The organism is Parabacteroides sp. AF21-43, from assembly GCF_003635435.1.
Lineage (GTDB): Bacteria > Bacteroidota > Bacteroidia > Bacteroidales > Tannerellaceae > Parabacteroides > Parabacteroides distasonis.
The window spans coordinates 17,353-39,570 of the sequence record NZ_QTMG01000020.1; the positions used below are offsets into that span (position 1 = coordinate 17,353).

At 43.7% G+C, this 22,218-nt stretch carries 19 protein-coding genes; 15 read left to right on the forward strand and 4 right to left on the reverse strand.

From position 1 onward, the window contains the following. The 3 genes from DWX84_RS13935 (at position 1) to DWX84_RS13945 (ending at position 2,829) form a co-directional block, all read left to right on the forward strand. Positions 1-1,392 (forward strand): TolC family protein, encoded by a 1,392-nt coding sequence (locus tag DWX84_RS13935; protein ID WP_005865140.1) that lies wholly within the window; start codon positions 1-3, stop codon positions 1,390-1,392. A 23-nt stretch (positions 1,393-1,415) separates the two neighbouring features. Further along, on the forward strand, positions 1,416-2,183 hold the full coding sequence (gene lpxA / locus DWX84_RS13940; RefSeq protein ID WP_022193086.1) for an acyl-ACP--UDP-N-acetylglucosamine O-acyltransferase: 768 nt from the start codon (positions 1,416-1,418) through the stop codon (positions 2,181-2,183). A gap of 184 nt (positions 2,184-2,367) precedes the next feature. Next, the gene (locus DWX84_RS13945) at positions 2,368-2,829 is read left to right on the forward strand and encodes a hypothetical protein (RefSeq protein ID WP_022193087.1); all 462 of its coding nucleotides are present in this window, start codon (positions 2,368-2,370) and stop codon (positions 2,827-2,829) included. Positions 2,830-3,099: 270 nt separating this feature from the next. On the opposite strand, the gene mdh is transcribed toward DWX84_RS13945, so the two are convergent. Beyond that, entirely contained in the window at positions 3,100-4,041 is a 942-nt protein-coding gene (gene mdh / locus DWX84_RS13950) for a malate dehydrogenase (protein ID WP_048927713.1), read from the reverse strand. Positions 4,042-4,313: 272 nt separating this feature from the next. Here mdh and DWX84_RS13955 point away from each other — a divergent pair, with 272 nt between their 5' ends. The 4 genes from DWX84_RS13955 (at position 4,314) to DWX84_RS13970 (ending at position 9,485) form a co-directional block, all read left to right on the forward strand. Next, positions 4,314-7,091, forward strand: coding sequence for a SusC/RagA family TonB-linked outer membrane protein (locus DWX84_RS13955; protein WP_048927714.1), 2,778 nt, complete (start codon positions 4,314-4,316; stop codon positions 7,089-7,091). A 12-nt stretch (positions 7,092-7,103) separates the two neighbouring features. Further along, the gene (locus DWX84_RS13960) at positions 7,104-8,729 is read left to right on the forward strand and encodes a RagB/SusD family nutrient uptake outer membrane protein (protein WP_005865148.1); all 1,626 of its coding nucleotides are present in this window, start codon (positions 7,104-7,106) and stop codon (positions 8,727-8,729) included. 89 nt (positions 8,730-8,818) lie between these two features. Further along, a complete protein-coding gene (locus DWX84_RS13965; RefSeq protein WP_048927716.1) occupies positions 8,819-9,112 on the forward strand; it encodes a nucleotidyltransferase family protein in 294 nt (97 codons plus the stop codon). Beyond that, the gene (locus tag DWX84_RS13970; RefSeq protein ID WP_005865152.1) at positions 9,105-9,485 is read left to right on the forward strand and encodes a DUF86 domain-containing protein; all 381 of its coding nucleotides are present in this window, start codon (positions 9,105-9,107) and stop codon (positions 9,483-9,485) included. Before DWX84_RS13965 ends, DWX84_RS13970 begins: the two co-directional genes overlap by 8 nt. A gap of 41 nt (positions 9,486-9,526) precedes the next feature. Here DWX84_RS13970 and DWX84_RS13975 read toward each other — a convergent pair whose 3' ends face one another. From DWX84_RS13975 to DWX84_RS13985, 3 genes are read right to left on the reverse strand one after another with little or no spacing between them, the layout of a single operon-like run. Continuing rightward, positions 9,527-10,711, reverse strand: coding sequence for a class I SAM-dependent rRNA methyltransferase (locus DWX84_RS13975; protein ID WP_005865154.1), 1,185 nt, complete (start codon positions 10,709-10,711; stop codon positions 9,527-9,529). After that, on the reverse strand, positions 10,712-11,293 hold the full coding sequence (locus DWX84_RS13980; RefSeq protein WP_005855416.1) for a 3'-5' exonuclease: 582 nt from the start codon (positions 11,291-11,293) through the stop codon (positions 10,712-10,714). It abuts the gene before it with no gap. Then, entirely contained in the window at positions 11,290-11,838 is a 549-nt protein-coding gene (locus DWX84_RS13985) for a DUF5063 domain-containing protein (protein WP_005865156.1), read from the reverse strand. The genes DWX84_RS13980 and DWX84_RS13985 overlap by 4 nt, the downstream gene beginning before the upstream one ends. A 211-nt stretch (positions 11,839-12,049) precedes the next feature. On the opposite strand from DWX84_RS13985, the gene DWX84_RS13990 reads away from it, so the two are divergent. From DWX84_RS13990 to DWX84_RS14030, 8 genes are all read left to right on the forward strand, one after another. Then, positions 12,050-13,435 carry an aldo/keto reductase gene (locus DWX84_RS13990; protein ID WP_009017539.1) on the forward strand — a complete coding sequence of 462 codons (1,386 nt, stop codon included), beginning with the start codon at positions 12,050-12,052 and terminating at the stop codon, positions 13,433-13,435. A gap of 21 nt (positions 13,436-13,456) precedes the next feature. Then, positions 13,457-14,977, forward strand: a complete 1,521-nt coding sequence (locus DWX84_RS13995; protein WP_048927717.1) for a 4Fe-4S binding protein — start codon at positions 13,457-13,459, stop codon at positions 14,975-14,977. Between the two features lie 156 nt (positions 14,978-15,133). Then, positions 15,134-17,653 carry a DNA translocase FtsK gene (locus DWX84_RS14000; protein WP_121961076.1) on the forward strand — a complete coding sequence of 840 codons (2,520 nt, stop codon included), beginning with the start codon at positions 15,134-15,136 and terminating at the stop codon, positions 17,651-17,653. Between the two features lie 2 nt (positions 17,654-17,655). Then, positions 17,656-18,330, forward strand: coding sequence for a LolA-like putative outer membrane lipoprotein chaperone (locus tag DWX84_RS14005; protein ID WP_121961075.1), 675 nt, complete (start codon positions 17,656-17,658; stop codon positions 18,328-18,330). A 37-nt stretch (positions 18,331-18,367) separates the two neighbouring features. Next, complete coding sequence (gene trxB, locus DWX84_RS14010) at positions 18,368-19,321, forward strand: thioredoxin-disulfide reductase (RefSeq protein ID WP_005865171.1); 954 nt, start codon at positions 18,368-18,370, stop codon at positions 19,319-19,321. A gap of 111 nt (positions 19,322-19,432) precedes the next feature. Continuing rightward, a complete protein-coding gene (locus tag DWX84_RS14020; RefSeq protein ID WP_122377538.1) occupies positions 19,433-20,209 on the forward strand; it encodes a glycerophosphodiester phosphodiesterase family protein in 777 nt (258 codons plus the stop codon). A gap of 12 nt (positions 20,210-20,221) precedes the next feature. Next, complete coding sequence (locus DWX84_RS14025) at positions 20,222-21,709, forward strand: glycoside hydrolase family 10 protein (RefSeq protein WP_057329385.1); 1,488 nt, start codon at positions 20,222-20,224, stop codon at positions 21,707-21,709. 45 nt (positions 21,710-21,754) lie between these two features. After that, complete coding sequence (locus tag DWX84_RS14030; RefSeq protein WP_008771636.1) at positions 21,755-22,183, forward strand: hypothetical protein; 429 nt, start codon at positions 21,755-21,757, stop codon at positions 22,181-22,183. Positions 22,184-22,218: the final 35 nt, after the last annotated feature.

Below are 22,218 nucleotides of genomic sequence, written 5' to 3' on the forward strand. Positions count from 1 at the left end.
ATGACAATGAAGAAACAAATTATATATATGGTATGTGCGACTGCTTTGTTAAGCAGTTGCCATATCTATAAGGCATACGAGCGTCCGGATTCCATCGATGCGACGGGAATTTATCGTGATCCGGTTTCCGAGACTGATACATTAGCCTCCGCGGATACGACCAATATGGGAAACCTTCCTTGGAAGGAAGTTTTTCGTGATCCGAAGTTACAGGCGTTAATTGAGGAGGGATTAGCTAATAATGTAGATATGCAGGCAGCCGTTCTTCGGGTAGAGGAAGCGAAAGTATTGTTGACTTCCGCCCGTCTGTCTTTCTTGCCTTCTATTAATTTCGCTCCCCAAGGGACGATTACATCGATTGGAAATAGCGAATACGTAAAGGCTTACTCAACGCCTTTGGCCGCTAGCTGGGAGGTTGACCTATTCGGAAAGCTCTTGAACGCGAGCCGTGGCCAAAAAGCCTCCTACTTACAGAGCCAGTATTCAAGACAGGCCGTGCGCTCTCAATTGATCGGTGGTATAGCGAATACTTATTATACCTTGTTGATGCTTGATCGGCAGGTGGAAATTACCGCTAAGACGGTTGATATCTATAAAGAGAATGTTCGTGTCATGGAGGCTATGAAGATAGCGGGTATGGCTACCGAGGCTGCCGTGACGCAAATGCGTGCCGCTTACCATCAGGTTTCCGGCTCGTTGATCGAGTTGGAGAGCCAGGTGCGTAGCGTGGAAAACTCATTGTCCGTGTTATTGGCTAAGGCCCCTCAACAGATTGATCGGGGTACTTTGGAGGAACAAGTAATGCCGGAGGATATCATGGTGGGTGTGCCTTTGCAATTGTTAGAGAATCGTCCGGACGTGAAGATCGCGGAGATGACACTTGCTAGTGCCTATTATACGACGAACAAAGCCCGTGCCGCTTTTTATCCGGGATTGAATATCACGGCGACAGCGGGCTGGACGAATGGTTCAGGCATCTCTGTCGCCAATCCGGGCCAATTTATGTTTCAAGCTTTGGCTTCGTTGGCCCAACCGATCTTCAACAATGGTAAGTTGGTCGCTAACTTGAAGGTATCGAAGGCAGAAGAGAAGATCGCTCAAATGAATTATCAGCAGACAATTCTGGAAGCAGGTAAGGAGGTGAGTGATGCTTTACATCAGTATGATGCCACGAGCAAGAAGCTTGTCCAAGATAGAGCGCAGATCGAGCAGCTAGAGAAAGCGGTGGCTTATACCAGCGCCTTGTTCCAGTCGGCTCAATCTACTTATTTGGAAATCCTTTCCGCACAGCAGAGCCTCTTGAGCGCTCAGTTGACGGAAGTATCCGACAATGTGCAACGTATGCAAGCGGTTGTCAGTTTATACAGTGCCATCGGTGGTGGTAGAGAATAATAACCTTTAAATGTAGTAAAGTTATGATTAGTCCATTAGCATATGTAGATTCAAGCGCAAAGATCGGGAAGAACGTTACGATTCATCCTTTTGCGTACATTGATAAGAACGTGGAGATCGGGGATGATTGCGAGATCATGCCTCATGCCAGCTTGATGAGCGGTACACGCATGGGAAATCGCAACCGTGTATTTAACGGAGCTGTTATCGCTGCTGAGCCTCAGGATTTCTTTTATAAGGGAGGTGATACGATCGCCGTAATCGGAGATGACAACGTGATTCGTGAGAATGTGGTGATTAACCGTTCCTCGACAGCGGAAGGACGTACTAGTATCGGTAATGGTAATTTCTTGCATGAGGGGGTACATGTTTCTCATGATACGCGGATCGGAAATCGTAGTGTATTCGGCTATGGTAGTAAGATTTCCGGAAATTGCATCTTGGAAGATTACGTGATCTTCGGAGGTAATGTGTTGATGAGCCAAGGATCCCGGGTTGGGGCTTGGGCGATGATTCAAACCGGCTGTCGTTTCCGTAAGGATATCCCTCCTTTTATCGTAGCGGCAAAGGAGCCTACCACGTATTATGGCGTGAACTCTTTCATCATGTCTCATGAGGGATTCAGTGAAAAGGTTATCAAGCACATCAGTCATGCGTACCGGATCATCTTCCAAGGAAACAGCAGCCTTACGGATGCCTTGTTAATGATCAAGGATCAGGTTCCGATGAGTAAGGAGATCCAACATATTATAGATTTCGTTGGTGAGTCTAAATTAGGTATTGTCAAATAAATACCAATAACAAACGATAGGTAAAAGCCGAAGGAAATCATTTCCTCCGGCTTTTTTTATATAATGGAAGGACGGTTTGGTTAATAATGTTTGTTAAATAATGGTAAACGTGCAGCATTTGTCTCTTTTTAAGTGTCTTACTAATAAGACAACACGCAATGAAATCCAATAAAGGAGGTTTAATATGAAAAAGTCATTTTTATTATATCTTATCATGTCTGTATTTCTCATCGGTTATTGCGCTTGCGATAATGATGAGGAAAATTTTGATACGGCTACTACCGGACAAGTGATCAAAGTCCCGGATGATATCAAATCTTTTAATTCAGTTACAAAAGAAATCGTTTTCGAGAAGAATATTTCTATCAAGCAAGACGTGCTAGGCAATGAGAAGGTTGAATTCCGGATAGCTGGAAACGGTCACTTCACGGTAGGCAGTATCTCTTCGATAAGTTCCGTTATCTATAATGCCCCAGTCTTATTAGGGGATTATCAGAGATATTATTTATATGATGGATATCCTGTTGTAGATGTTCTACAAAATGAGGTAAGTAACCAAGAGGAAAGGGACGAAAACATGCAAAAGATAGAGAAAGCTTGGAGCAACTTCCTGAAAGTATTGAATGAGGCTGGAAAGTTGAAGTAGTGATTACCGGTTTGGGATGAAACGAATAAACTTAGTGAAGCTCGTATTGAACTAGTGAAGGCTTTTCATATTCAAACAAAAACTGTACTTTTGTCATAAATGCTTTACCGTGATCTTTTGAAATAAATCAATGGAGATACGTATGTATCTTCAAAGATTGAAAAATACGAATATTATCTTCGTTCCGTCGTAACTGTCCGTATCCACATAAAAAGAAAGAGGCCAACCCCGAAGGATCAGCCTCTTTTATCGCTTTAATAGAAATTCAAATTAAAGTGCACCCACTTCTTTCAAAGCCTCGTTAGTCTTATGAACAGCGGCAGCGCTCTTAGCGAACAACTCTTTCTCTTCAGCTGTCAATTCCAACTCAACGATCTTCTCGATACCGTTCTTGCCAAGGATAACAGGAACACCGATGCAAAGATCAGATTCACCGTACTCACCTTCCAAGTAAACAGAGCAAGGAACCATCTTACCTTGGTTGTGAATGATAGACTCAACAACAAATGCTCCAGCAGCACCCGGTGCATACCAAGCAGAAGTACCTAACAATTTAGTTAATGTAGCGCCACCAACCATTGTGGAAGCAACAACCTCTTGCAATTTCTCTGCGCTTAACAATTGGCTAACAGGGATACCTTTGTAAGTAGCCAAGCGAGCCAACGGAATCATTGTAGTGTCACCGTGACCACCGATTACCATACCCTCAACCTCGTTAGCGTTACAGCCTAGAGCCTGAGATAAGAAATATTTGAAACGAGAGCTATCCAAAGCACCACCCATACCGATGATACGGTTCTTCGGCAAGCCTAAAGACTTCAATGACAAATAAGTCATTGTATCCATCGGGTTAGAGATAACTACCAAGATTGCGTTCGGAGAGTATTTCAAGATGTTTTGAGCTACGCTCTTAACGATACCAGCGTTAACACCGATCAGTTCTTCGCGAGTCATACCCGGTTTACGAGGAATACCAGAAGTGATAACTACAACGTCAGAGTTAGCTGTCTTCTCATAATCGTTTGTGCAACCTACAACCTTAGTATCGAAACCTAGCAATTGAGCGGTCTGCATCATATCCATCGCTTTACCTTCGGATACGCCTTCCTTTACGTCTAGCATTACAACTTCGTCTGCCACTTCATTGAAGGCAAGAACATTTGCGCAAGTAGCGCCTACATTTCCGGCACCAACAACTGTTACTTTTGACATAATAAATAAGTTTTAGTATGTTATTACTTAATAATACGCTATGTTTTTTAACGATGGCAAAGGTACAATCTATTACGGAATAAAGAAATATTTCCGTATATATTTTTGAGGGACATTATTAAATATCGCTAAAGCCTTGTCGAGGCTTCTTGACAACTTGGTACGCTTTTATTTTTAAGATCTTGAGGAAATGTTGTATCTTGGGTGCGAACAAAACTAAACCGAGGGAAGTTTTATTTATATGGGTTATTAATCTTAAATCCAACGTACTTATGAAAGTTTTTATATATATCCGAAAAGTCCTGTTTTTGTTTCTGTGCGGGGCCTTGTCTTTCTCTTACGGCTACGGTCAGGAGCTGCCGCTTCTGCCGGATACGATCAAGCCTCTCTTGTCGGACTCCAATTTGATAGATGAGTTGATCACTGTCGGATATGCTACGGGCAATCGTAGTACTTTATCCGGTTCCGTAAACCGGGTGAATGAAGGGGGGATGAATGAGGGATTGATCTCTACACCCTTGGACGCTCTTCGGGGAAGGGTGTCCGGCGTTAGTATCCCGGTTGGAGGAAATAGCGCCGCTGCCTTGGCTGCCGTCCGGGTCCGGGGTACAACTTCCTTGACGGGAGGTAATGATCCGTTGGTGATTATTGATGGGGTTTTTGCCGATCTTAATTTGCTTAGCTCGATCTATCCGGCGGATATCGAGAACTTCACGATCTTGAAAGATGCCTCGGAGACTGCTCAATATGGTTCTCGTGGTGCTTCCGGTGTTATCGAGGTAACGACAAAGAAAGGGCGGCAGGGAGCTTTTAGTATCAGTTATGATGGGAGTTTCGGTGTGGAGGCGGCTTATAAAAGTTTGGATATGTTATCGGCGAATGGTTTCCGGAAACTGGCGGAGGAACGTAATATCGGTATTTTAGATTTAGGGAATAATACGGACTTTCAGGATGAGATTACCCGGTTGGGGTTGGTGCAGAATCATCATATCGCTTTTGGGGGTGGTTCGGAGACTTCCAGTTATCGTGCCTCCTTGGGATTTGTGGAAAGGGAAGGGGTTATCCGAAATACGAACTCACGTAATTTTACGACCAAGTTGAATATTACGCAGCATGCGTTCAATGATCTTCTGGTCTTTGATTTAGGCATATTTGGTTCCTTGCTAAAAAATGCTTATTTAAATGATGTACAGAAGATGTTCTATTCCGCCGCTACTTTCAACCCGACATTTCCGAATCATAAGAATATGGAGACGGGTAGCTGGGATCAAATAACCAACGCTAGCCAGATCACGAATCCTTTGGCTTGGTTGGAGGTGAAGGATGATGATTCGAATGCTCATATAAATACGCACTTAAAACTGGTTTTTAACTTGAGTAAGCATTTAATGTTTACGGCTTTCGGTTCGTATACCTATAATGTAATAGATAACGCCCAATACCTCCCTACTTCGGTTTGGGCGCATGGGCAGGCTTATCGGGGGGAGCGGAAAACAGAATCTTTATTAGGAGATTTCATGTTGGCCTATAAAAAAGACTTTGGTTTGCATCAACTAAATGTATTGGGATTGGCAGAAGCTCAGAAAATGATAACGAGAGGTTTTTATACGACTGCGACGAATTTCAGTACCGATCGTTTTGGTTATGATAATTTACAGGCAGGTGCGGTACGTTTATGGGAGGGGACCGGTTCTTACTATGAGGCTCCTCATCTGGCTTCTTTCCTTGGACGTGTGAATTATATTTATGATGGAAAGTATATCGCTACCGTGAATGCCCGTGCGGATGCCTCTTCGAAAGTGGGGGCCAATAATAAATGGGGTTTTTTCCCTTCGGCTTCTGTCGCTTGGGTGTTGACCGAAGAGGAGTTTATGGAAGGTGTCTCGTGGGTAAGGAATTTAAAGATTCGTTCGGGATATGGCCTTTCCGGTAATCAAGACGCGATCGATTCTTACAATTCTTTGCGATTGATGAAGCCTAATGGGGTTGTTTCCGTAAATGGTGCGCCCACCGTTACCTTGGGTACGATCCGTAATGCGAATCCGGACTTGAAATGGGAGGTAAAACGTACGTTCAATGCCGGTATCGATGCCGGGTTTTTCGACAATCGTTTTATTCTTGCCGTAGATTATTATAATTCCAAGACGGATGATATGTTGTATTTATACGATGTAAGCGTTCCGCCTTTCGCTTATAATAAAATGTTGGCGAATCTGGGATCGATGCGAAATAGTGGCGTGGAATTGGGTATTGGCGTCACGCCCTTGCGTACGAAAGATATGGAATTGAATATAAACGTAAACGTAACTTTCCAACGGAATAAATTGCTCTCCTTGAGCGGTTACTATAAAGGGGAATATATGTCCGCCCCGGAATATACTAGCATCTCGGATTTAAATGGGGCTGGTTTCCATGGAGGGTATAATCATATCGTTTATCAAATGGTCGGACAGCCTTTGGGTGTTTTTTATTTACCGAAATGTACAGGTTTGGTTTCCGATGGGAATGGCGGCTATAAGTATGAGATTGAGGACTTGAATGGAAACGGGGTGAGTTTGGAGGATGGTGAGGATCGTTATATTGCGGGACAAGCCATGCCGAAAACACTTTTAGGCTCTAATATCAGTTTCCGGTATAAACAATTCGATCTATCAGTACAGATTAACGGAGCCTTTGGGCATAAGATTTATAATGGAACATCGCTAACTTATATGAATATGGATATATTCCCGGATTATAACGTGTTGCGAGAAGCTCCATCCCTGAATATTCAAGATCAGACGGCTACGGATTATTGGTTGGAGAAAGGGGATTATATCAATTTTGATTATTTGACGTTGGGTTGGAACGTGCCTCTGGGTAATTTAAGGAAATATGTAAGAAACGTACGGCTTTCGGTTTCCGTAAATAATTTGGCGACAATTACAGGTTATTCGGGATTGACTCCGATGATAAATAGCTCTATCGTAAATAATACGTTAGGTATAGACGATAAGCGATCTTATCCGGTGGTTCGTTCCTATACGATGGGGTTGAGTTTTAATTTTTAAAAAGGTGTTCGTATGAGAAAGCTTTCTATTTTATCCTATATATTTGCGGGTTTGATGTTATCGTCGTGCGATGGCTATCTGAAAGAGGACCCTCGTGATCAGCTTTATCCGGAGGATGCGTACGATACCCCTCAGAATGTCTATCTGAATACGGTTGCTTCCTTATATAATTATATCGGAGGTTATAGCGATAGCCAAGGATTGCAAGGAACGTACCGGGGTGTCTACGACTTGAATACCTTTACGACTGACGAGGCCATGCTCCCGACTCGTGGCGGCGACTGGTATGACGGTGGTTTCTGGCAAGGTCTCTTCTTGCATAAGTGGGGAACGAATAGTGACGCTATCCAAGCTACTTGGGAATATCTGTATAAAGTAATCGTATTAAGCAATCAATCTTTAGAGATATTAGGCGAGTTGCGGCAAAAAACGGATTATAACGATTTAGATCGGTATGAGGCGGAGGTTCGTGCCTTGCGTGCGATGTATTATTATTATTTAGTCGATATGTTTGGCCGTGTCCCTCTTATCGTTTCTTCTTCCATTCCGGTGAAAGACGTGCGGCAGAGTGACCGGAAAGAGGTCTTTGATTTTGTTGTAAAAGAATTACAAGAATCCCTTTTGTTATTGAGTACGGCGCATAGTAATTCGCCCGGCGATTATTATGGAAGGATTACGAGACCGGTTGTTTATTTTTTATTGGCGAAGTTGGCCTTAAACGCAGAAGTGTTTACGGATAACGACTGGACGGATGGTCTGCGTCCGAATGGACGGGAAATCTATTTTAGGGTAGGCGAGAGGAAGTTGAACGCTTGGCAAACGGTTGTGGCGTACTGTGATTCAATAACGGACTTAAACTATAGCTTATCTCCGAACTATGCGGATAATTTTTCTGTATTTAATGAATCGTCCGGAGAGAATATTTTCACGATTCCGATGGATAAGAACTTATATACGAGCCAAATGCAATATCTTTTCCGCTCCCGTCACTATAATCATGCCAAAGCATATGGATTGGGGGGAGAGAACGGCTCTTGCGCTACGATAGAGGCCCTTCGGGTATTTGCGTATGGGACGGACTCGGTCGATACCCGGTTTTATGAGAATTATTACGCCGATACGATGTTTGACCTCAATGGTGATACGATTCGGTTAGATAATGGGACTCCTTTGGTATATTTACCTCTAGAGGTTAGGTTGGATTTGTCTAGGTTGCCTGCCGAGAAAACGGCGGGTGCCCGCATGAAGAAATACGAGATCGATAAGATGGGGACGAAAGATGGAAAGCTATCGGATAATGATATCGTATTATTCCGTTATGCGGATGTCTTGTTAATGAGATCGGAAGCGAAAGTTCGTAATGGAGAGAATGGGGATGAAGAGTTGAATGCCGTTCGTTTCCGTGTGGGAATGTTACCTCGTAAGGCGACATTAGAAAATATTTTGGCTGAGCGTCAACTGGAATTGGCTTGGGAAGGCTGGAGGAGGCAGGATTTGGTACGTTTTGGAAAGTTTACCCGCCCTTATACGGATCGCCCTCAATTGCCCCATGAATCGAATGGCTATACCACCGTTTTCCCAATTCCCGATAAAGTCCGTTCCTTGAATCCTAATTTGATACAGAATCCGGGATATTAGTAGATTTGGATTGTATTTATCAATTATGTAATAATTTGGAATATAGGAAGATTTTATTTTTCTTTGTGTAAAAAGTAAAACGTTTGTCTATGAGATCGCAAAAAGAGTGTATAGAATTGCTACGTGGCTATTTTCAAAATAAGGCTAAAGATTATGGCATTGTTCGTATGGCCCTTTTTGGTTCAGTCGTGCGAAATGAACAAACAGAGGAGAGTGACGTAGATATTGCTTACGAAGGGGAAGCTAATCTATTATTACGTAGCCGAATGAAACAAGAGTTAGAGTCTTTGTTTGGATGTAGAGTCGATATCATTCGTCTTCGCAAACAACTTGTTGATAGTGTATTTGGACAAAATATCGAAAATGATTTGATTTATGTTTGATAAGGTACGGATTGGCTCATTGTTAGATCGAATAGAAAATTCGATTCTCTTAATACAGAGTAAATCGGGGGAGATAAATTGTCCGGATGATTTCCTTTTGAGTCAAGATGGTATGTTCATTTTAAGTGGCATCTGTATGCAGTTGGTTTTTATTGGAGAAAGTGTCAAGACTATTGATAATAAAACTAATCATAGTTATTTAATAAAATATACAGATATACCTTGGACTGCTATTATGGGATTAAGGGATATTATAGCTCATGAGTATCATCGTATTGATGAGGAAGAGATCTTTGCGGTTGTGAATAAAGACTTAATTTCTCTTTTGAAAATAATTCAGCAAATGAAAATGGATTTAGAGACAATAAATTAAGGGTGAAAATAATATTCAATTTCTCACCCTTAATATCTATTTTACTCTATATACAATACCAATCCCTTTAAATATTCACCTTCCGGATGGTAGATATTCACCGGATGGTCTGCGGGTTGGGTTAATTGATGCAAGATACGAACGCTACGGCCGGATTGGGCGGCGGCGCTAAATACAGCTAAACGGAAGTTTTCCTTGCTGACAACCTGTGAGCAGGAGAAGGTAAACAAGATTCCTCCCGGCTTGATCTTCTCGAAAGCGATCGCGTTTAATTTGCGATACCCTTGTAAGGCGTTACGTAGTACATTCTTATGTTTAGCGAACGCAGGAGGGTCCAATATGATTAAATCATAATTACTTCCCATTTTTTCCAAATACTTAAACGCGTCTTCCGCATATGCCTCATGACGGGGATCTCCCGGGAAATTCAACTCGACATTCTTTTTCGTCAAAGAAATCGCTTTCGCCGAACTATCTACGGAATGAACCACCTTAGCGCCTCCTCTCATCGCATAGAAAGAGAAACCGCCCGTATAACAGAACATATTCAATACGGAGCGATCTTTTGCGTAATACTCCAACAAAGAGCGATTCTCCCGTTGATCCACGAAGAAACCTGTCTTTTGGCCTTTCTGCCAGTCTACACAGAATTTCAGTCCGTTTTCTATAGCGATATCTTCCACTTCGCCTCCGAATAAGTAACCATCTTCGCTACCTAAATTCGCTTTATAAGGTAAAGTCGCTTCCGATTTATAGTAGATGTTTTGTAAAGTATCGCCCAATACCGCTTTCAAAGCCTCCGCGATCTGATGACGGGCATAATGCATTCCTACCGAATGTGCTTGCATAACCGCCGTATGCGCATACATATCGATCACCAATCCCGGTAAGTTATCGCCTTCGCCGTGAATCAGGCGGAACGTATTATTATTTTCTACCCCAGCCAGCCGCAAGGTCTTTCTGAGTTCGTAAGCGATACGGATACGTTCAACCCAAAAAGCATCGTCGATGGCGATTGGGGTGAAAGATAACACACGTACGGCGATACTGCCGATTTGGTAATGGCCGATCGCCAAAAAACGCTGGTTCGCTCCGTATACCTCTACCAAGTCACCCTCTTCCGGATCGCCTTCAACAGATTGGATCGCTCCGGAAAATACCCATGGATGGAAACGCAATAGCGATTCTTCTTTCTTAGGCTTGAGAAAAACTTTACAATACTCCATTTATGCTTGATTCAATAAATTATATATTCTTAGGCAGGCCCAAGCATCGAGGGCCGCATATTTCTTTTGTGAGTCTGTCAATACATCCGCCTCCCAATTCGTGAGGCGTTGTCCTTTTGATATCTTTTTTTGGAAAAGTATCGCATATATCTTTTGCAGGCTGGCATCCTCGATGCCGAACTGGCCTACGTAATTCTGTAAATCAAGGAAATTAGCGGGTTCTATATCCGAACGCTTCCGTATCGCCCCGAAATCATCCCGTAAAGATAACCCGATCTTTAAGGTCGAACTGCTTTTTAGGAATTTCTCCAGAGATTCCGGTATACCGATATGATTCAAGCGGAACAAGAAACAAGTATCATCCGTTGATATCTGCATCAATGAGATCTTGTAACGCTGTCCCTTCTTAAAGCTGGGACGGGTCTCCGTGTCAAAACCAACGATCGGAAAACGCAGCAAGTACTCTACGGCCTTGTCTGCCTCCTCTTTACTAAGGATCGTAATGATACGTCCCTTGAATTCCTCTACGGTAAGTTTCGCTATTTCCTCTTTAGCAATTGTATGTATAAATTGTTGTATCATTCTTCCTCTTCATTCTTTTCCAAATCCTCATCACCACTGTAACGCACAGCGTGCAACGCTTTCAAGGCATTCAATAATTGCTGTCCCCAGTATTCTTGGAAGTTCGTGCGGCACAAAGCGATAGCCTCTTGCATAACTTCCTCGTTTCCTTGACGGAATAAAGATACGAAATTTCCTGTATCTTGATAGACATCAGCCAAGTTCTCGGAAATAAACGCTGCGATAGGAGTATCGCTATACCGCATATCCGCATGAAATGTTTCCAGATAGGAATCTCGTTCGCCAAGCAAACCGGCTATCCGTGAACGAACCGACTCGTACATGTCTTCTGAAACGGAAAGCTCGAGTTCGGTTTCCTCTTCAGATTCCACTTCGGGCAACAGGCTGGCCTTTAAGTATAAAAGAGGCAAAAGTTTTGTCGCCTTATCTACGAAGTCGAAAAGCCCGGTATTTCCGGCGGTCTCAACAAAGGTACAATATTCCAGTGCTACCGTAACAAATTCTAGCGTGTTGCGCTCGTATATCGGATTTTCTTCTTTTTCCATGTGCCTGTTCGTCTAATCATTCTTGATAACAATTCGCAAAAATACAACAAAAATCCGTTTTTTTCGTGATAAAGTCCCGAATATTCTTTTTAGTCGGGGATTGCTCTCCTATATATTTCCTGTTTTATTATTTTTGTGCAATTAATAGAAGGAATGTTAATGATAGACTAATGTTGGATATACTAATTAGGATAAAAAAACCGATCGAGTTATGAGTTCATGTGGAAAGAATGAGAACCCTCAAGAGATGAATCGCCGTAAATTCTTGAAGGTATTTGGGGGTGGGGCTGTCGCCTCTTCGGCGGCGCTTTACGGTTGCGCTCCCAAGAATGAGCCGGGGGCGGCTGTGGCGTTAGGTGAGGTTCCTACCGATAAAATGACCTATCGCCAACATCCTACGAATGGCGATAAGGTTTCTATTTTAGGATATGGTTGTATGCGTTGGCCCTTGAAACAAGGATCGGACGGTAAAGACCAGATTGATCAAGAAGCCGTGAATCGTTTAGTGGATTATGCGATAGAACATGGGGTGAATTACTTTGATACTTCTCCTGTTTATGTACAAGGTATGTCCGAGAAAGCGACCGGTATCGCATTGGCACGCCATCCTAGGAACTCCTATTATTTGGCCACTAAACTGTCAAACTTCCAGAACTATACGAGAGAAAACTCGTTGGCGATGTATCGGCAGTCGTTCCGTGATTTGCAAACCGATTATCTGGATTATTATTTGCTTCACTCTATCGGTGGGGGGAATGGTATCGAGCTTTTCAATGACCGCTATATAAATAATGGAATGCTTGATTTCTTGGTGAAAGAACGGGAAGCGGGACGTATCCGTAACCTAGGTTGGTCTTTTCATGGGGATGTAAAAGTGTTTGATTATGTGTTGGATATGGGCGTGAAATGGGATTTCGTTCAGATCCAGCTGAATTATCTGGACTGGAAACATGCCTCGGGGCGTAACGTAAACGCTGATTATCTGTATGGCGAATTAGAGAAGCGAGGTATTCCGGCGGTTATCATGGAACCGCTATTAGGAGGTCGCTTATCGAATGTTCCGGATCATATCGTTGCTCGTTTGAAACAGCAACGGCCTGAGAATAGCGTGGCTTCATGGGCTTTTCGTTTCGCCGGCTCTCCGGATGGGGTCTTGACGGTGTTAAGCGGCATGACGTATATGGAGCATTTGCAAGATAATATCCGTACTTATTCCCCGCTTATTCCGGTAACGGACGAGGAGAAAGACTTTTTGGAAGAGACGGCCCAGCTTATGATGAAATATCCGACAATACCTTGCAATGATTGCAAATATTGTATGCCTTGTCCATATGCGTTGGATATTCCGGGCATTCTTTTACATTATAATAAATGTGTGAACGAAGGAAATGTTCCGAAAAGCGTGCAAGACGAAAATTACGCAAAAGCTCGTCGTGCCTTCTTAGTCGGTTATGACCGGAGTGTCCCAAAGTTGCGTCAAGCGAACCATTGTACAGGGTGTGAGCAATGTAATCCTCATTGTCCGCAGGGTATCGATATCCCCAAAGAGATGCAGCGTATCGATAAATTCGTGGAAGAGTTGAAAGTGAATGGTTAACCTTTAAACAAACGGAAAATTATGTTACGAAAAATAAGAATATTCGCCGCCACCTTTTGCTTTGTGCTGATAACCCTGTTATTTCTTGATTTCACGGGTACGATTCACGCTTGGTTCGGATGGTTGGCAAAGATACAGTTTTGGCCTGCGTTGTTGGCTTTGAATGTCGGTGTTGTGGTAGGGTTGGTAATCTTGACTCTTTTATTGGGGCGTGTATATTGCTCCGTTATCTGCCCTTTAGGGGTATTGCAAGATATTATTTCGTGGTTTGCTAGTAAACGGAAGAAATACCGCTTTTCCTATTCTCCCGCATTGAAGTGGGTACGTTATGGTACCTTGGTTGTTTTTATAGTGGCTTGTATTGCTGGTGTCGGTTCCTTGGTAGCGTTGATTTCGCCTTATAGCGCTTATGGGCGTATCGCTTCTAATTTATTTGCGCCAATCTATCAAGAGGGCAACAATCTATTGGCCTATTTTGCGGAACGTATGGATAGTTACGCTTTCTATTCGGTGGACGTATGGGTGCGTAGTCTGGCTACGATGGGAATCGCTATTCTGAGCTTTGTCATATTGGCGATTTTAGCTTGGAGAAATGGACGTACATATTGTAATACGATCTGTCCGGTAGGTACGGTTCTCGGTTTTTTGTCGAAGTATGCTTTACTTAAACCTCGTATTGATACCGATAAATGTAATGGTTGCGGATTATGCGCACGTAAATGCAAGGCTTCTTGCATCGACTCTAAGAATCATGCGATCGATTATAGCCGTTGCGTGACTTGTATGGACTGTTTGGATAATTGCCGTCAAGGCGCGATTTTGTATACGAGGGCACGCAAGGCTGATAAAGCTACTTCGGTAAAAGAATCCTTAACGAAGGACACTACGGATGTTTCCCGCCGTCGAGCCTTGTCGGCTACGGCATTGGTAGCCATGTCTTCCGTTTTGCATGCTCAGCAGAAAAAACTGGAGGATTATGTGGAGATGAAGAAAGACGGAGGCTTTGCGCCGATTAAAGAACGTAAAGAGCCGAATCGTTTGGCACCATTGGTTCCTTCCGGAGCTTTGAGTATCGGGAATCTGGCGCAACATTGCACGGGGTGTCAGCTTTGTGTATCTGTCTGCGAGAATCATGTCCTGCGCCCGTCTACGGATCTGATGAAACTGATGCAGCCGAAGATGGCATTCGATAGAGGGTATTGCCGTCCGGAATGTGTGAAATGTTCGGAGGTTTGCCCGACGGGAGCGATCAAACCTATTACGAAAGAAGATAAATCTGCTATACAGATCGGTCATGCCGTATGGGTAAGAGATCTTTGTATTGTCAATACGGACGGTATGAGTTGTGGTAATTGTGAACGCCATTGCCCGACAAAATCGATCCAGATGGTGGCGAAAGATCCGGCAGATCCAAAGTCGTTAAAGATCCCGGTGATCAATACGGAAACTTGTATTGGTTGTGGTGCTTGCGAGCATCTTTGTCCGTCTCGTCCTCAAAGTGCGATCTATGTGGAAGGGCATGAGATGCACAGATCTATTTAATGCCGTTAAAATCTATCCCTAAAAACATGTACGTGTTTCCGCGAAAACATGTACATGTTTTTCAGAAAACACGTACGTCTTTTTTTCAAAGGTTCGTCAGACTCGATTTTTCTATGTACATTTGCGTGTTATAAAAGAATTATTGAGAAACTATTTATGGCAAAGAAGACAACAACAACGAAGCAAAATCATACAGAGCCGAGCTGGTTCGCAGCCTTGAAGACTTTTTTTACAAATGAACGGACCCGTTTCATTACAGGTTTGATTATCTCTATACTAACCATTTATGTAGGGCTTGCCTTGATTTCGTTTTTCTTTACAGGAGCTGCCGATCAAAGCAAAATAGAGAATGTTCCTTTAGGTGATTTATTGATCAATCGAGGATCGGTAGAGAATTGGACGGGTGTACGCGGGGCGTATTTGTCTGATCTGTTGATGAATCGTTGGTTCGGTATCTCTTCTTTTATGATCCTCTTTTTCTTGGGATCGGTTGGGGCGAAACTCATGAACTTAAATAAAGTATCCTTGTTGAGGCGTTTTTTGTTTAGCGCTTCGGCGTTGATCTGGGGATCTGTGTTTTTTGCTTTTATATTTATCAAGGGATATGAGGATACGTTTATTTATCTAGGCGGTCAACACGGATATTACATCTCGGAGATGTTTATTACCAATATCGGAATCCCCGGTACGATCTTGCTTTTATTAGGCTCATTCTTAATCATCGCTATTTTTACCAGTAAGAAGACAATCCCGTTCTTACAGCGCGTATTTTCTTTAGGTTGGGTGAAAGATCGTTTGAAACGTGAAGGCGAGGTAGATGTCGATCAGACGGAAAAGGAGGATAATGTAATTCCTCGCTCTAAGCCTGTCGTAGAGCAACCGGATGAACAACCGGAAATGGATGAGTATGAGGAGTTCGATACGGAGGCTGAATTGTTGAAAGCCGAAGGGAAAGAAAACCGTAAAACAGTACCGGAATATAAGAACGAAGAGGTCGCTGTTGCTGATGATTTAGTAGTTACGATCGCTCAAGGTGACGACGATCCGATAAACGAAAAAACAGATGAGATAAATACCCCGGAGTCAGAGGATGAGGAGGATGCCGGATTTACGGTGGAAGTTGCCGCCGGTAATGATGAGACCTACGATGCCTCGGCCTTGGGTACGTATGATCCCCGTTTGGATCTTTCCCGTTATGTATTCCCTACCTTGGACTTGCTGAAAGCGTATGATAGTGGGAGCATGGAGATCAATCGGGACGAATTGGCGGAAAACCAACGCTTGATCAAGCAAGCCTTGGAAGATTTCAATATAAAGATCGCTTCGATCAAAGCGACAGTCGGACCTACGGTTACGCTTTATGAGATTGTACCCGAGGCGGGTGTCCGTATTTCTAAGATCAAGAACTTGGAGGATGATATCGCCTTGAGTTTATCCGCTTTGCAGATCCGTATTATCGCCCCGATGCCCGGAAAAGGAACGATCGGTATCGAGGTGCCGAATAAGAATCCTCAGACGGTATCGATGCAATCTGTTATCGCTTCACGCCGATTCATTGAGGGTAAGTATGAGTTGCCTGTGGCGATGGGTAAGACGATTACGAACGAGGTGTTCATGTTCGATCTTTGTAAGACACCGCATCTATTGGTAGCCGGTGCTACGGGACAAGGTAAGTCTGTCGGTCTAAATGCGATCATCACTTCCTTATTATATAAGAAGCATCCATCGGAGTTGAAATTCGTGATGGTAGACCCGAAAATGGTTGAGTTTAGTATCTATTCCAAGATAGAACGTCATTATCTGGCGAAACTTCCGAATGCGGAGAAGCCGATCGTTACGGAGCCAGCTGACGCTGTCGCTACATTGAACTCGTTGGTGATCGAGATGGAAGACCGGTACCGTTTACTGGTGAACGCGAATGTTCGTAATATAAAGGAATACAACGCTAAGTTTATCGAACGGCGGTTGAACCCGCAGAAGGGACATCGCTTCTTACCCTATATCGTGGCGGTAGTGGATGAGTTTGCCGACTTGATCGCAGTGGCCGGACGTGAGATCGAGTTGCCTATCTCTCGTATTGCGGCGAAGGCCCGTGCGGTAGGTATCCATATGATCTTGGCTACGCAACGCCCGGATACAAAGGTGATTACCGGTACGATCAAGAGTAACTTTCCGAGCCGTATTGCCTTTAAGGTTGCTTCTATGATCGATTCACGTACGATTCTGGATGCTCCGGGCGCTAACCGTTTGATCGGACGGGGCGATATGTTGATTGTCGTGGCGGGACAAGAGCCGGTTCGTGTGCAGTGCGCTTTCGTAGATACGCCCGAGGTGGAGGATATCGTGGATTATATCGGTGAGCAGGCTGGCTTCCAAACCGCTTATCTGCTTCCGGACTATGTACCGGAAGGGGGAGAGGCATCGACTTCGGGAGCTGTCGATTTATCAGATCGAGACCCCTTATTTGACGAGGCGGCTCGCTTGATCGTGATTCAGCAACAAGGTTCTACTTCTTTGATCCAGCGTAAATTCGCTATCGGTTATAATCGTGCCGGACGTTTGATGGATCAATTGGAGGCTGCCGGTATTGTTGGCCCGTTTGAGGGAAGTAAGGCCCGTCAAGTATTGGTGCAAGATGAGTATTCGTTGGAGCAAGTATTAAATGCTTTGAAATAAATATGAGAAGAGAACATAAAATAAGAGTGTGGCGGTGTATCGCGTTTGTCGGATTATTCTTGTGTTTCCTGTTGGGGTTAGGAGTGGGGGCGCATGCCCAGAACGCGAATGATATCTTGGGGAAGGCTGCTGCTGCTTATGAGAATTCGAACGGGATAAGCGCTTCTTTTACGATGTTTACCCGTTCTGCCGGTCAAAATGCGGGAGAGAGTTTTGAGGGAACCATCCAGATGAAAGGTGATAAGTTTACATTAGTCACGCCGGATGCGCTTACTTGGTTTAATGGTACGACGCAATGGACGTATGTGGAACGGAACGATGAGGTGAACGTGACGAATCCTACGGGAGAGGAGTTACAATTTACGAATCCTGCTCTTTTATTAAATAGTTATAAGAAAGGATTCACGGCAACATATAAAGGCGAGAGTACGGCACCGAACGGAAAAGCCGCTTACGATGTGGAATTGACACCGAAGAAAAAAGGGGATATCGTGAAAGTGGAGTTGCAAATCGAGAAATATTCAAATTTCCCGGCTCGTATCACGGTTACTTCTAAAAACGGCGTTAGCAGTACGATCCAGATCAGCCAATTGAAAACAGGTATAAACCAACCGGATCGTTTTTTTGTTTTTAACGAAGGGGATTATCCGGACGTAGAGGTGATAGACCTTCGATAATAGAGAATTGAAAATTGATAATTAATACTTAGATACTATGAGCGATTCAGTGAATGAGAAAGTACGTTGCCTTATTATAGGCTCGGGTCCAGCAGGTTATACGGCAGCGATTTATGCTTCCCGTGCAAATTTATCTCCGGTGCTTTATGAAGGAATACAGCCGGGGGGACAATTAACAACAACTACGGAGGTGGAGAATTTCCCGGGATATCCGGACGGTATAACCGGTCCTGAGTTAATGGAAGATTTAAAAAAACAAGCCGTCCGTTTTGGTGCGGATATCCGTTTCGGTATCGCTACCGCCGCTGATTTGGGTGAGGCTCCTTATAAAATTACGATTGATGGTGAGAAAGTGATCGAGACGGAGACTTTGATTATCGCTACGGGTGCTTCCGCGAAGTATCTGGGTCTTCCGGATGAGCATAAATATGCGGGTATGGGTGTATCCGCTTGCGCTACTTGCGATGGTTTCTTCTATCGTAAAAAGACGGTAGCGGTAGTGGGTGGTGGAGATACGGCCTGTGAGGAAGCGATTTACTTGGCTGGTTTGGCGAAGCAGGTTTACTTGATCGTGCGTAAACCCTATTTGCGTGCTTCAAAAGTAATGCAAGAACGTGTCTTCAAGACTCCGAATATCACGGTACTTTTCGAGCATAATACCTTAGGTTTGTTTGGAGAGAATGGCGTGGAGGGTGCTCATTTGGTAAAACGTATGGGAGAGCCGGATGAGGAGAAAGTGGATATCGCCATCGATGGTTTCTTCTTGGCGATTGGCCATAAACCTAATTCGGATATCTTCAAGCCATGGATAGATACGGACGAGATCGGTTATATCGAGACAGTTCCGGGAACTCCCCGAACGAAAGTTCCGGGTGTGTTTGCCGCTGGAGATGTCGCTGATCCCCATTATCGTCAAGCTATTACCGCTGCGGGAAGTGGTTGTAAGGCTGCTATCGAGGCTGAACGTTATTTATCAGAGATCGGAAAATAGTTGACAGTTGACAATTGATAGTTGACAGTTGCGACAAGCGGTATTTAACTGTCAACTGTCACTTGTCAACTATCAACTGTCACTTGTCATTTGTCAACTAATTTAATTTCCATGAATTTAAAATCTACTCTTCTTTTGCTACTTTGCCTGATGATGGCAGGAATGGTAGCGGCAAAGGATAACACGAAAGTGATCGCCCATCGGGGGTATTGGAAAACGGAGGGCTCTGCTCAGAACTCTATCCGTTCTTTGGAACGTGCCAGCGAGATTGGTGCCTATGGCTCGGAATTCGACGTACATCTTACGGCGGACAATGTGCTGGTAATATTCCATGATAATGATATCCAAGGAAAACATATTCAATCCTGTACTTATGATGAATTGAAAGATTTGCAATTGAGCAACGGCGAAAAGCTCCCTACTTTAGAGCAATATTTGAAACGTGCGAAGAAATTGAAGAATGTCCGGTTAATTTTAGAACTGAAAGCTCATGAGACCCCGGAACGCAACCGTGAGGCTGCTAAAGCTGTTGTAGATATGGTGAAGCGTATGAAATTAGCGAAACGTACGGATTACATATCTTTTAATATGGATGCTTGTAAAGAATTTATCCGTCTATGTCCGAAATCTGAGGTTTCTTATCTGAATGGAGAATTATCCCCGATGGAATTGAAAGAGCTTGGTTTTACAGGATTAGACTACCATTATAAAGTCTTGCAATCTCATCCGGATTGGGTGGAGGATTGTAAAGTCCTAGGCATGACTTCGAATGTCTGGACCGTAGATGACCCTAAATTAATGGAAGAGATGATCGATCTGGGAGTCGATTTTATTACGACTGATTTACCGGAAGAGACTCAAAAAATACTACATTCGCGGGCTCAATAAGGCATTATAAAGATGAGAAAGTTTTGTCTGTTGCTTATCCTGTCGCTGGCTTTACCCGTTTTTTGTCTGTTACAAGCGGTAGAGCCTCCCAAAAAGGAAATTCGTGCGGTTTGGTTGACTACGGTTTATGGTCTGGATTGGCCTCATAAACCGGCTACTACCGAGGCGGGACGAAAAGCCCAGCAACAGGCATTGCTTGATATCTTGGACCGGCTTCAAGAAGCGAATTTTAATATGGTCTTCATTCAGGCTCGCTTGAGGGGAGACGTGATGTATCGTTCGGCTATCGAACCAGTCAGTAAGACATTCTCCGGTAAGTATGGAGAATTACCGGGATATGATCCACTCGCTTTTGTCGTTGATGAATGCCATAAGCGGGGAATGGAATGTCATGCGTGGTTCGTGACTTTCCCGTTGGGAACGGAAAAAAGCGTGAAGGAGCAAGGAAAGCTTTCCGTGGTTAAAAAGAAACCAAAACTCTGCAAACGGCATAATGGGGAGTGGTATTTGGACCCCGGCGTACCGGAGACCGCTGATTATATCTTATCCTTAGTCAAGGAGATCGTGAATGGCTACGATATAGATGGCATCCATTTTGATTATATCCGCTATCCCGAAGAGGCGAAAACATTCCCGGATAAAGCGCTGTATAATAGATCCGGTAAGAAAAAGTCTCTGGCAGACTGGCGTAGGGAGAATATCAACCGGATGGTTTACCGTATTTACGATTGGGTAAAGCAAACGAAACCTTGGGTACAGGTGAGCAGTTCGCCACTCGGGAAATATAATCGTATTGAACGGGTACCTAACGCGGGTTGGACCGCTTACGAAAGTGTCTTCCAAGACCCGAAGATATGGATGCAACAAGGTAAACAAGATATGATTGTTCCGATGATGTATTACCTGCATAAGAATTTCTTTCCTTTCGTGGATAATTGGGTGGATAATTGTAACGGGCGTTTGGTCGTACCCGGCTTGGGAGCTTATCGGATGGACAAGAGTGAGGCGGACTGGGCCGTGAATGATATAACGGACCAGATCGATTATAGCCGTTATTACGGAGGAGCCGGCTGTGCGTTCTTTCGTTGTGGAAATGTCCTGTATAATGATAAGGGACTCTATAAAGAGTTGAGAGACAATTACTATAAATATCCGGCCCAATTGCCTCCATTGACTTGGCTGAATGATTCGGTACCTGCCGCACCGGAGGGGATCAAAGTGGAACGTTTGGACGATGAGTTGCACTTAACTTGGGAGAAACCTGTGTCGGAAAAGCAGGACTTAACTTATACCGTTTATTATTCATTGACAGATTCGATCGATACGGCTTCGGCAAAATCCATATTAGCTACAAATATTTATGGCAACGAGCTTTTTCTTCCTATCGATGTAGAGTCTGAACGTGGGTATACATTTTCTGTAACGGCTTCCACCCGTTACCGGATAGAGAGTGAACCTTCTCCGGATACCTATTATTACCTGTCTAAATTTATCAAGTAAAGGGGGTATTTTGATTTCGAGTTTTTTTGCTTATTTTTGCGGCATATGAGACGATTTGCCACATCCTTGTTTCTTGTAATTCTTGCTTCCTTAATCTTTTATGGGGGAGCGGGGGTTAATTTCGTATCTTATTGTTGTGGCGTTTGCGAGAAAGAGGGAGTGGAGGCTTTATTGGAAGCTAAGTGCTGTGAGATTCATGGACATGATCATAGTCGTGATAATCTTGCGAATAATACGGTGGAGTGTTGTGGCATGAACGGCTGTGGCATTGAACGGGTTGATTTTGATTGGAATTCTGTAAATATACAAGTACCGGATCTGCAACCAGTCGTACATGATTTGCTCTTCTCCTCTATTTTCGAGAGTTTACAAATCGCTTCCTTATTTGCTGATTCCTATGAGATTAGGGTGACAGGTCCTCCCGTAGCCTGTCCTCGTGTGTACCTTTCTTTATTGACTACGCTTTTGATTTGATTGTATTCGTGAGGGTGGAAGCTGCTCGCTGAATA

What these genes read in the sequence shown, in the direction of transcription:
- DWX84_RS13935 (WP_005865140.1), top strand. Translation starts at nt 1, where the DNA reads ATGACAATGAAGAAACAAATTATATATATGGTATGTGCGACTGCTTTG.
- lpxA (WP_022193086.1), top strand. Translation starts at nt 1,416, where the DNA reads ATGATTAGTCCATTAGCATATGTAGATTCAAGCGCAAAGATCGGGAAG.
- DWX84_RS13945 (WP_022193087.1), top strand. Translation starts at nt 2,368, where the DNA reads ATGAAAAAGTCATTTTTATTATATCTTATCATGTCTGTATTTCTCATC.
- mdh (WP_048927713.1), bottom strand. Translation starts at nt 4,041, where the DNA reads ATGTCAAAAGTAACAGTTGTTGGTGCCGGAAATGTAGGCGCTACTTGC.
- DWX84_RS13955 (WP_048927714.1), top strand. Translation starts at nt 4,314, where the DNA reads ATGAAAGTTTTTATATATATCCGAAAAGTCCTGTTTTTGTTTCTGTGC.
- DWX84_RS13960 (WP_005865148.1), top strand. Translation starts at nt 7,104, where the DNA reads ATGAGAAAGCTTTCTATTTTATCCTATATATTTGCGGGTTTGATGTTA.
- DWX84_RS13965 (WP_048927716.1), top strand. Translation starts at nt 8,819, where the DNA reads ATGAGATCGCAAAAAGAGTGTATAGAATTGCTACGTGGCTATTTTCAA.
- DWX84_RS13970 (WP_005865152.1), top strand. Translation starts at nt 9,105, where the DNA reads ATGTTTGATAAGGTACGGATTGGCTCATTGTTAGATCGAATAGAAAAT.
- DWX84_RS13975 (WP_005865154.1), bottom strand. Translation starts at nt 10,711, where the DNA reads ATGGAGTATTGTAAAGTTTTTCTCAAGCCTAAGAAAGAAGAATCGCTA.
- DWX84_RS13980 (WP_005855416.1), bottom strand. Translation starts at nt 11,293, where the DNA reads ATGATACAACAATTTATACATACAATTGCTAAAGAGGAAATAGCGAAA.
- DWX84_RS13985 (WP_005865156.1), bottom strand. Translation starts at nt 11,838, where the DNA reads ATGGAAAAAGAAGAAAATCCGATATACGAGCGCAACACGCTAGAATTT.
- DWX84_RS13990 (WP_009017539.1), top strand. Translation starts at nt 12,050, where the DNA reads ATGAGTTCATGTGGAAAGAATGAGAACCCTCAAGAGATGAATCGCCGT.
- DWX84_RS13995 (WP_048927717.1), top strand. Translation starts at nt 13,457, where the DNA reads ATGTTACGAAAAATAAGAATATTCGCCGCCACCTTTTGCTTTGTGCTG.
- DWX84_RS14000 (WP_121961076.1), top strand. Translation starts at nt 15,134, where the DNA reads ATGGCAAAGAAGACAACAACAACGAAGCAAAATCATACAGAGCCGAGC.
- DWX84_RS14005 (WP_121961075.1), top strand. Translation starts at nt 17,656, where the DNA reads ATGAGAAGAGAACATAAAATAAGAGTGTGGCGGTGTATCGCGTTTGTC.
- trxB (WP_005865171.1), top strand. Translation starts at nt 18,368, where the DNA reads ATGAGCGATTCAGTGAATGAGAAAGTACGTTGCCTTATTATAGGCTCG.
- DWX84_RS14020 (WP_122377538.1), top strand. Translation starts at nt 19,433, where the DNA reads ATGAATTTAAAATCTACTCTTCTTTTGCTACTTTGCCTGATGATGGCA.
- DWX84_RS14025 (WP_057329385.1), top strand. Translation starts at nt 20,222, where the DNA reads ATGAGAAAGTTTTGTCTGTTGCTTATCCTGTCGCTGGCTTTACCCGTT.
- DWX84_RS14030 (WP_008771636.1), top strand. Translation starts at nt 21,755, where the DNA reads ATGAGACGATTTGCCACATCCTTGTTTCTTGTAATTCTTGCTTCCTTA.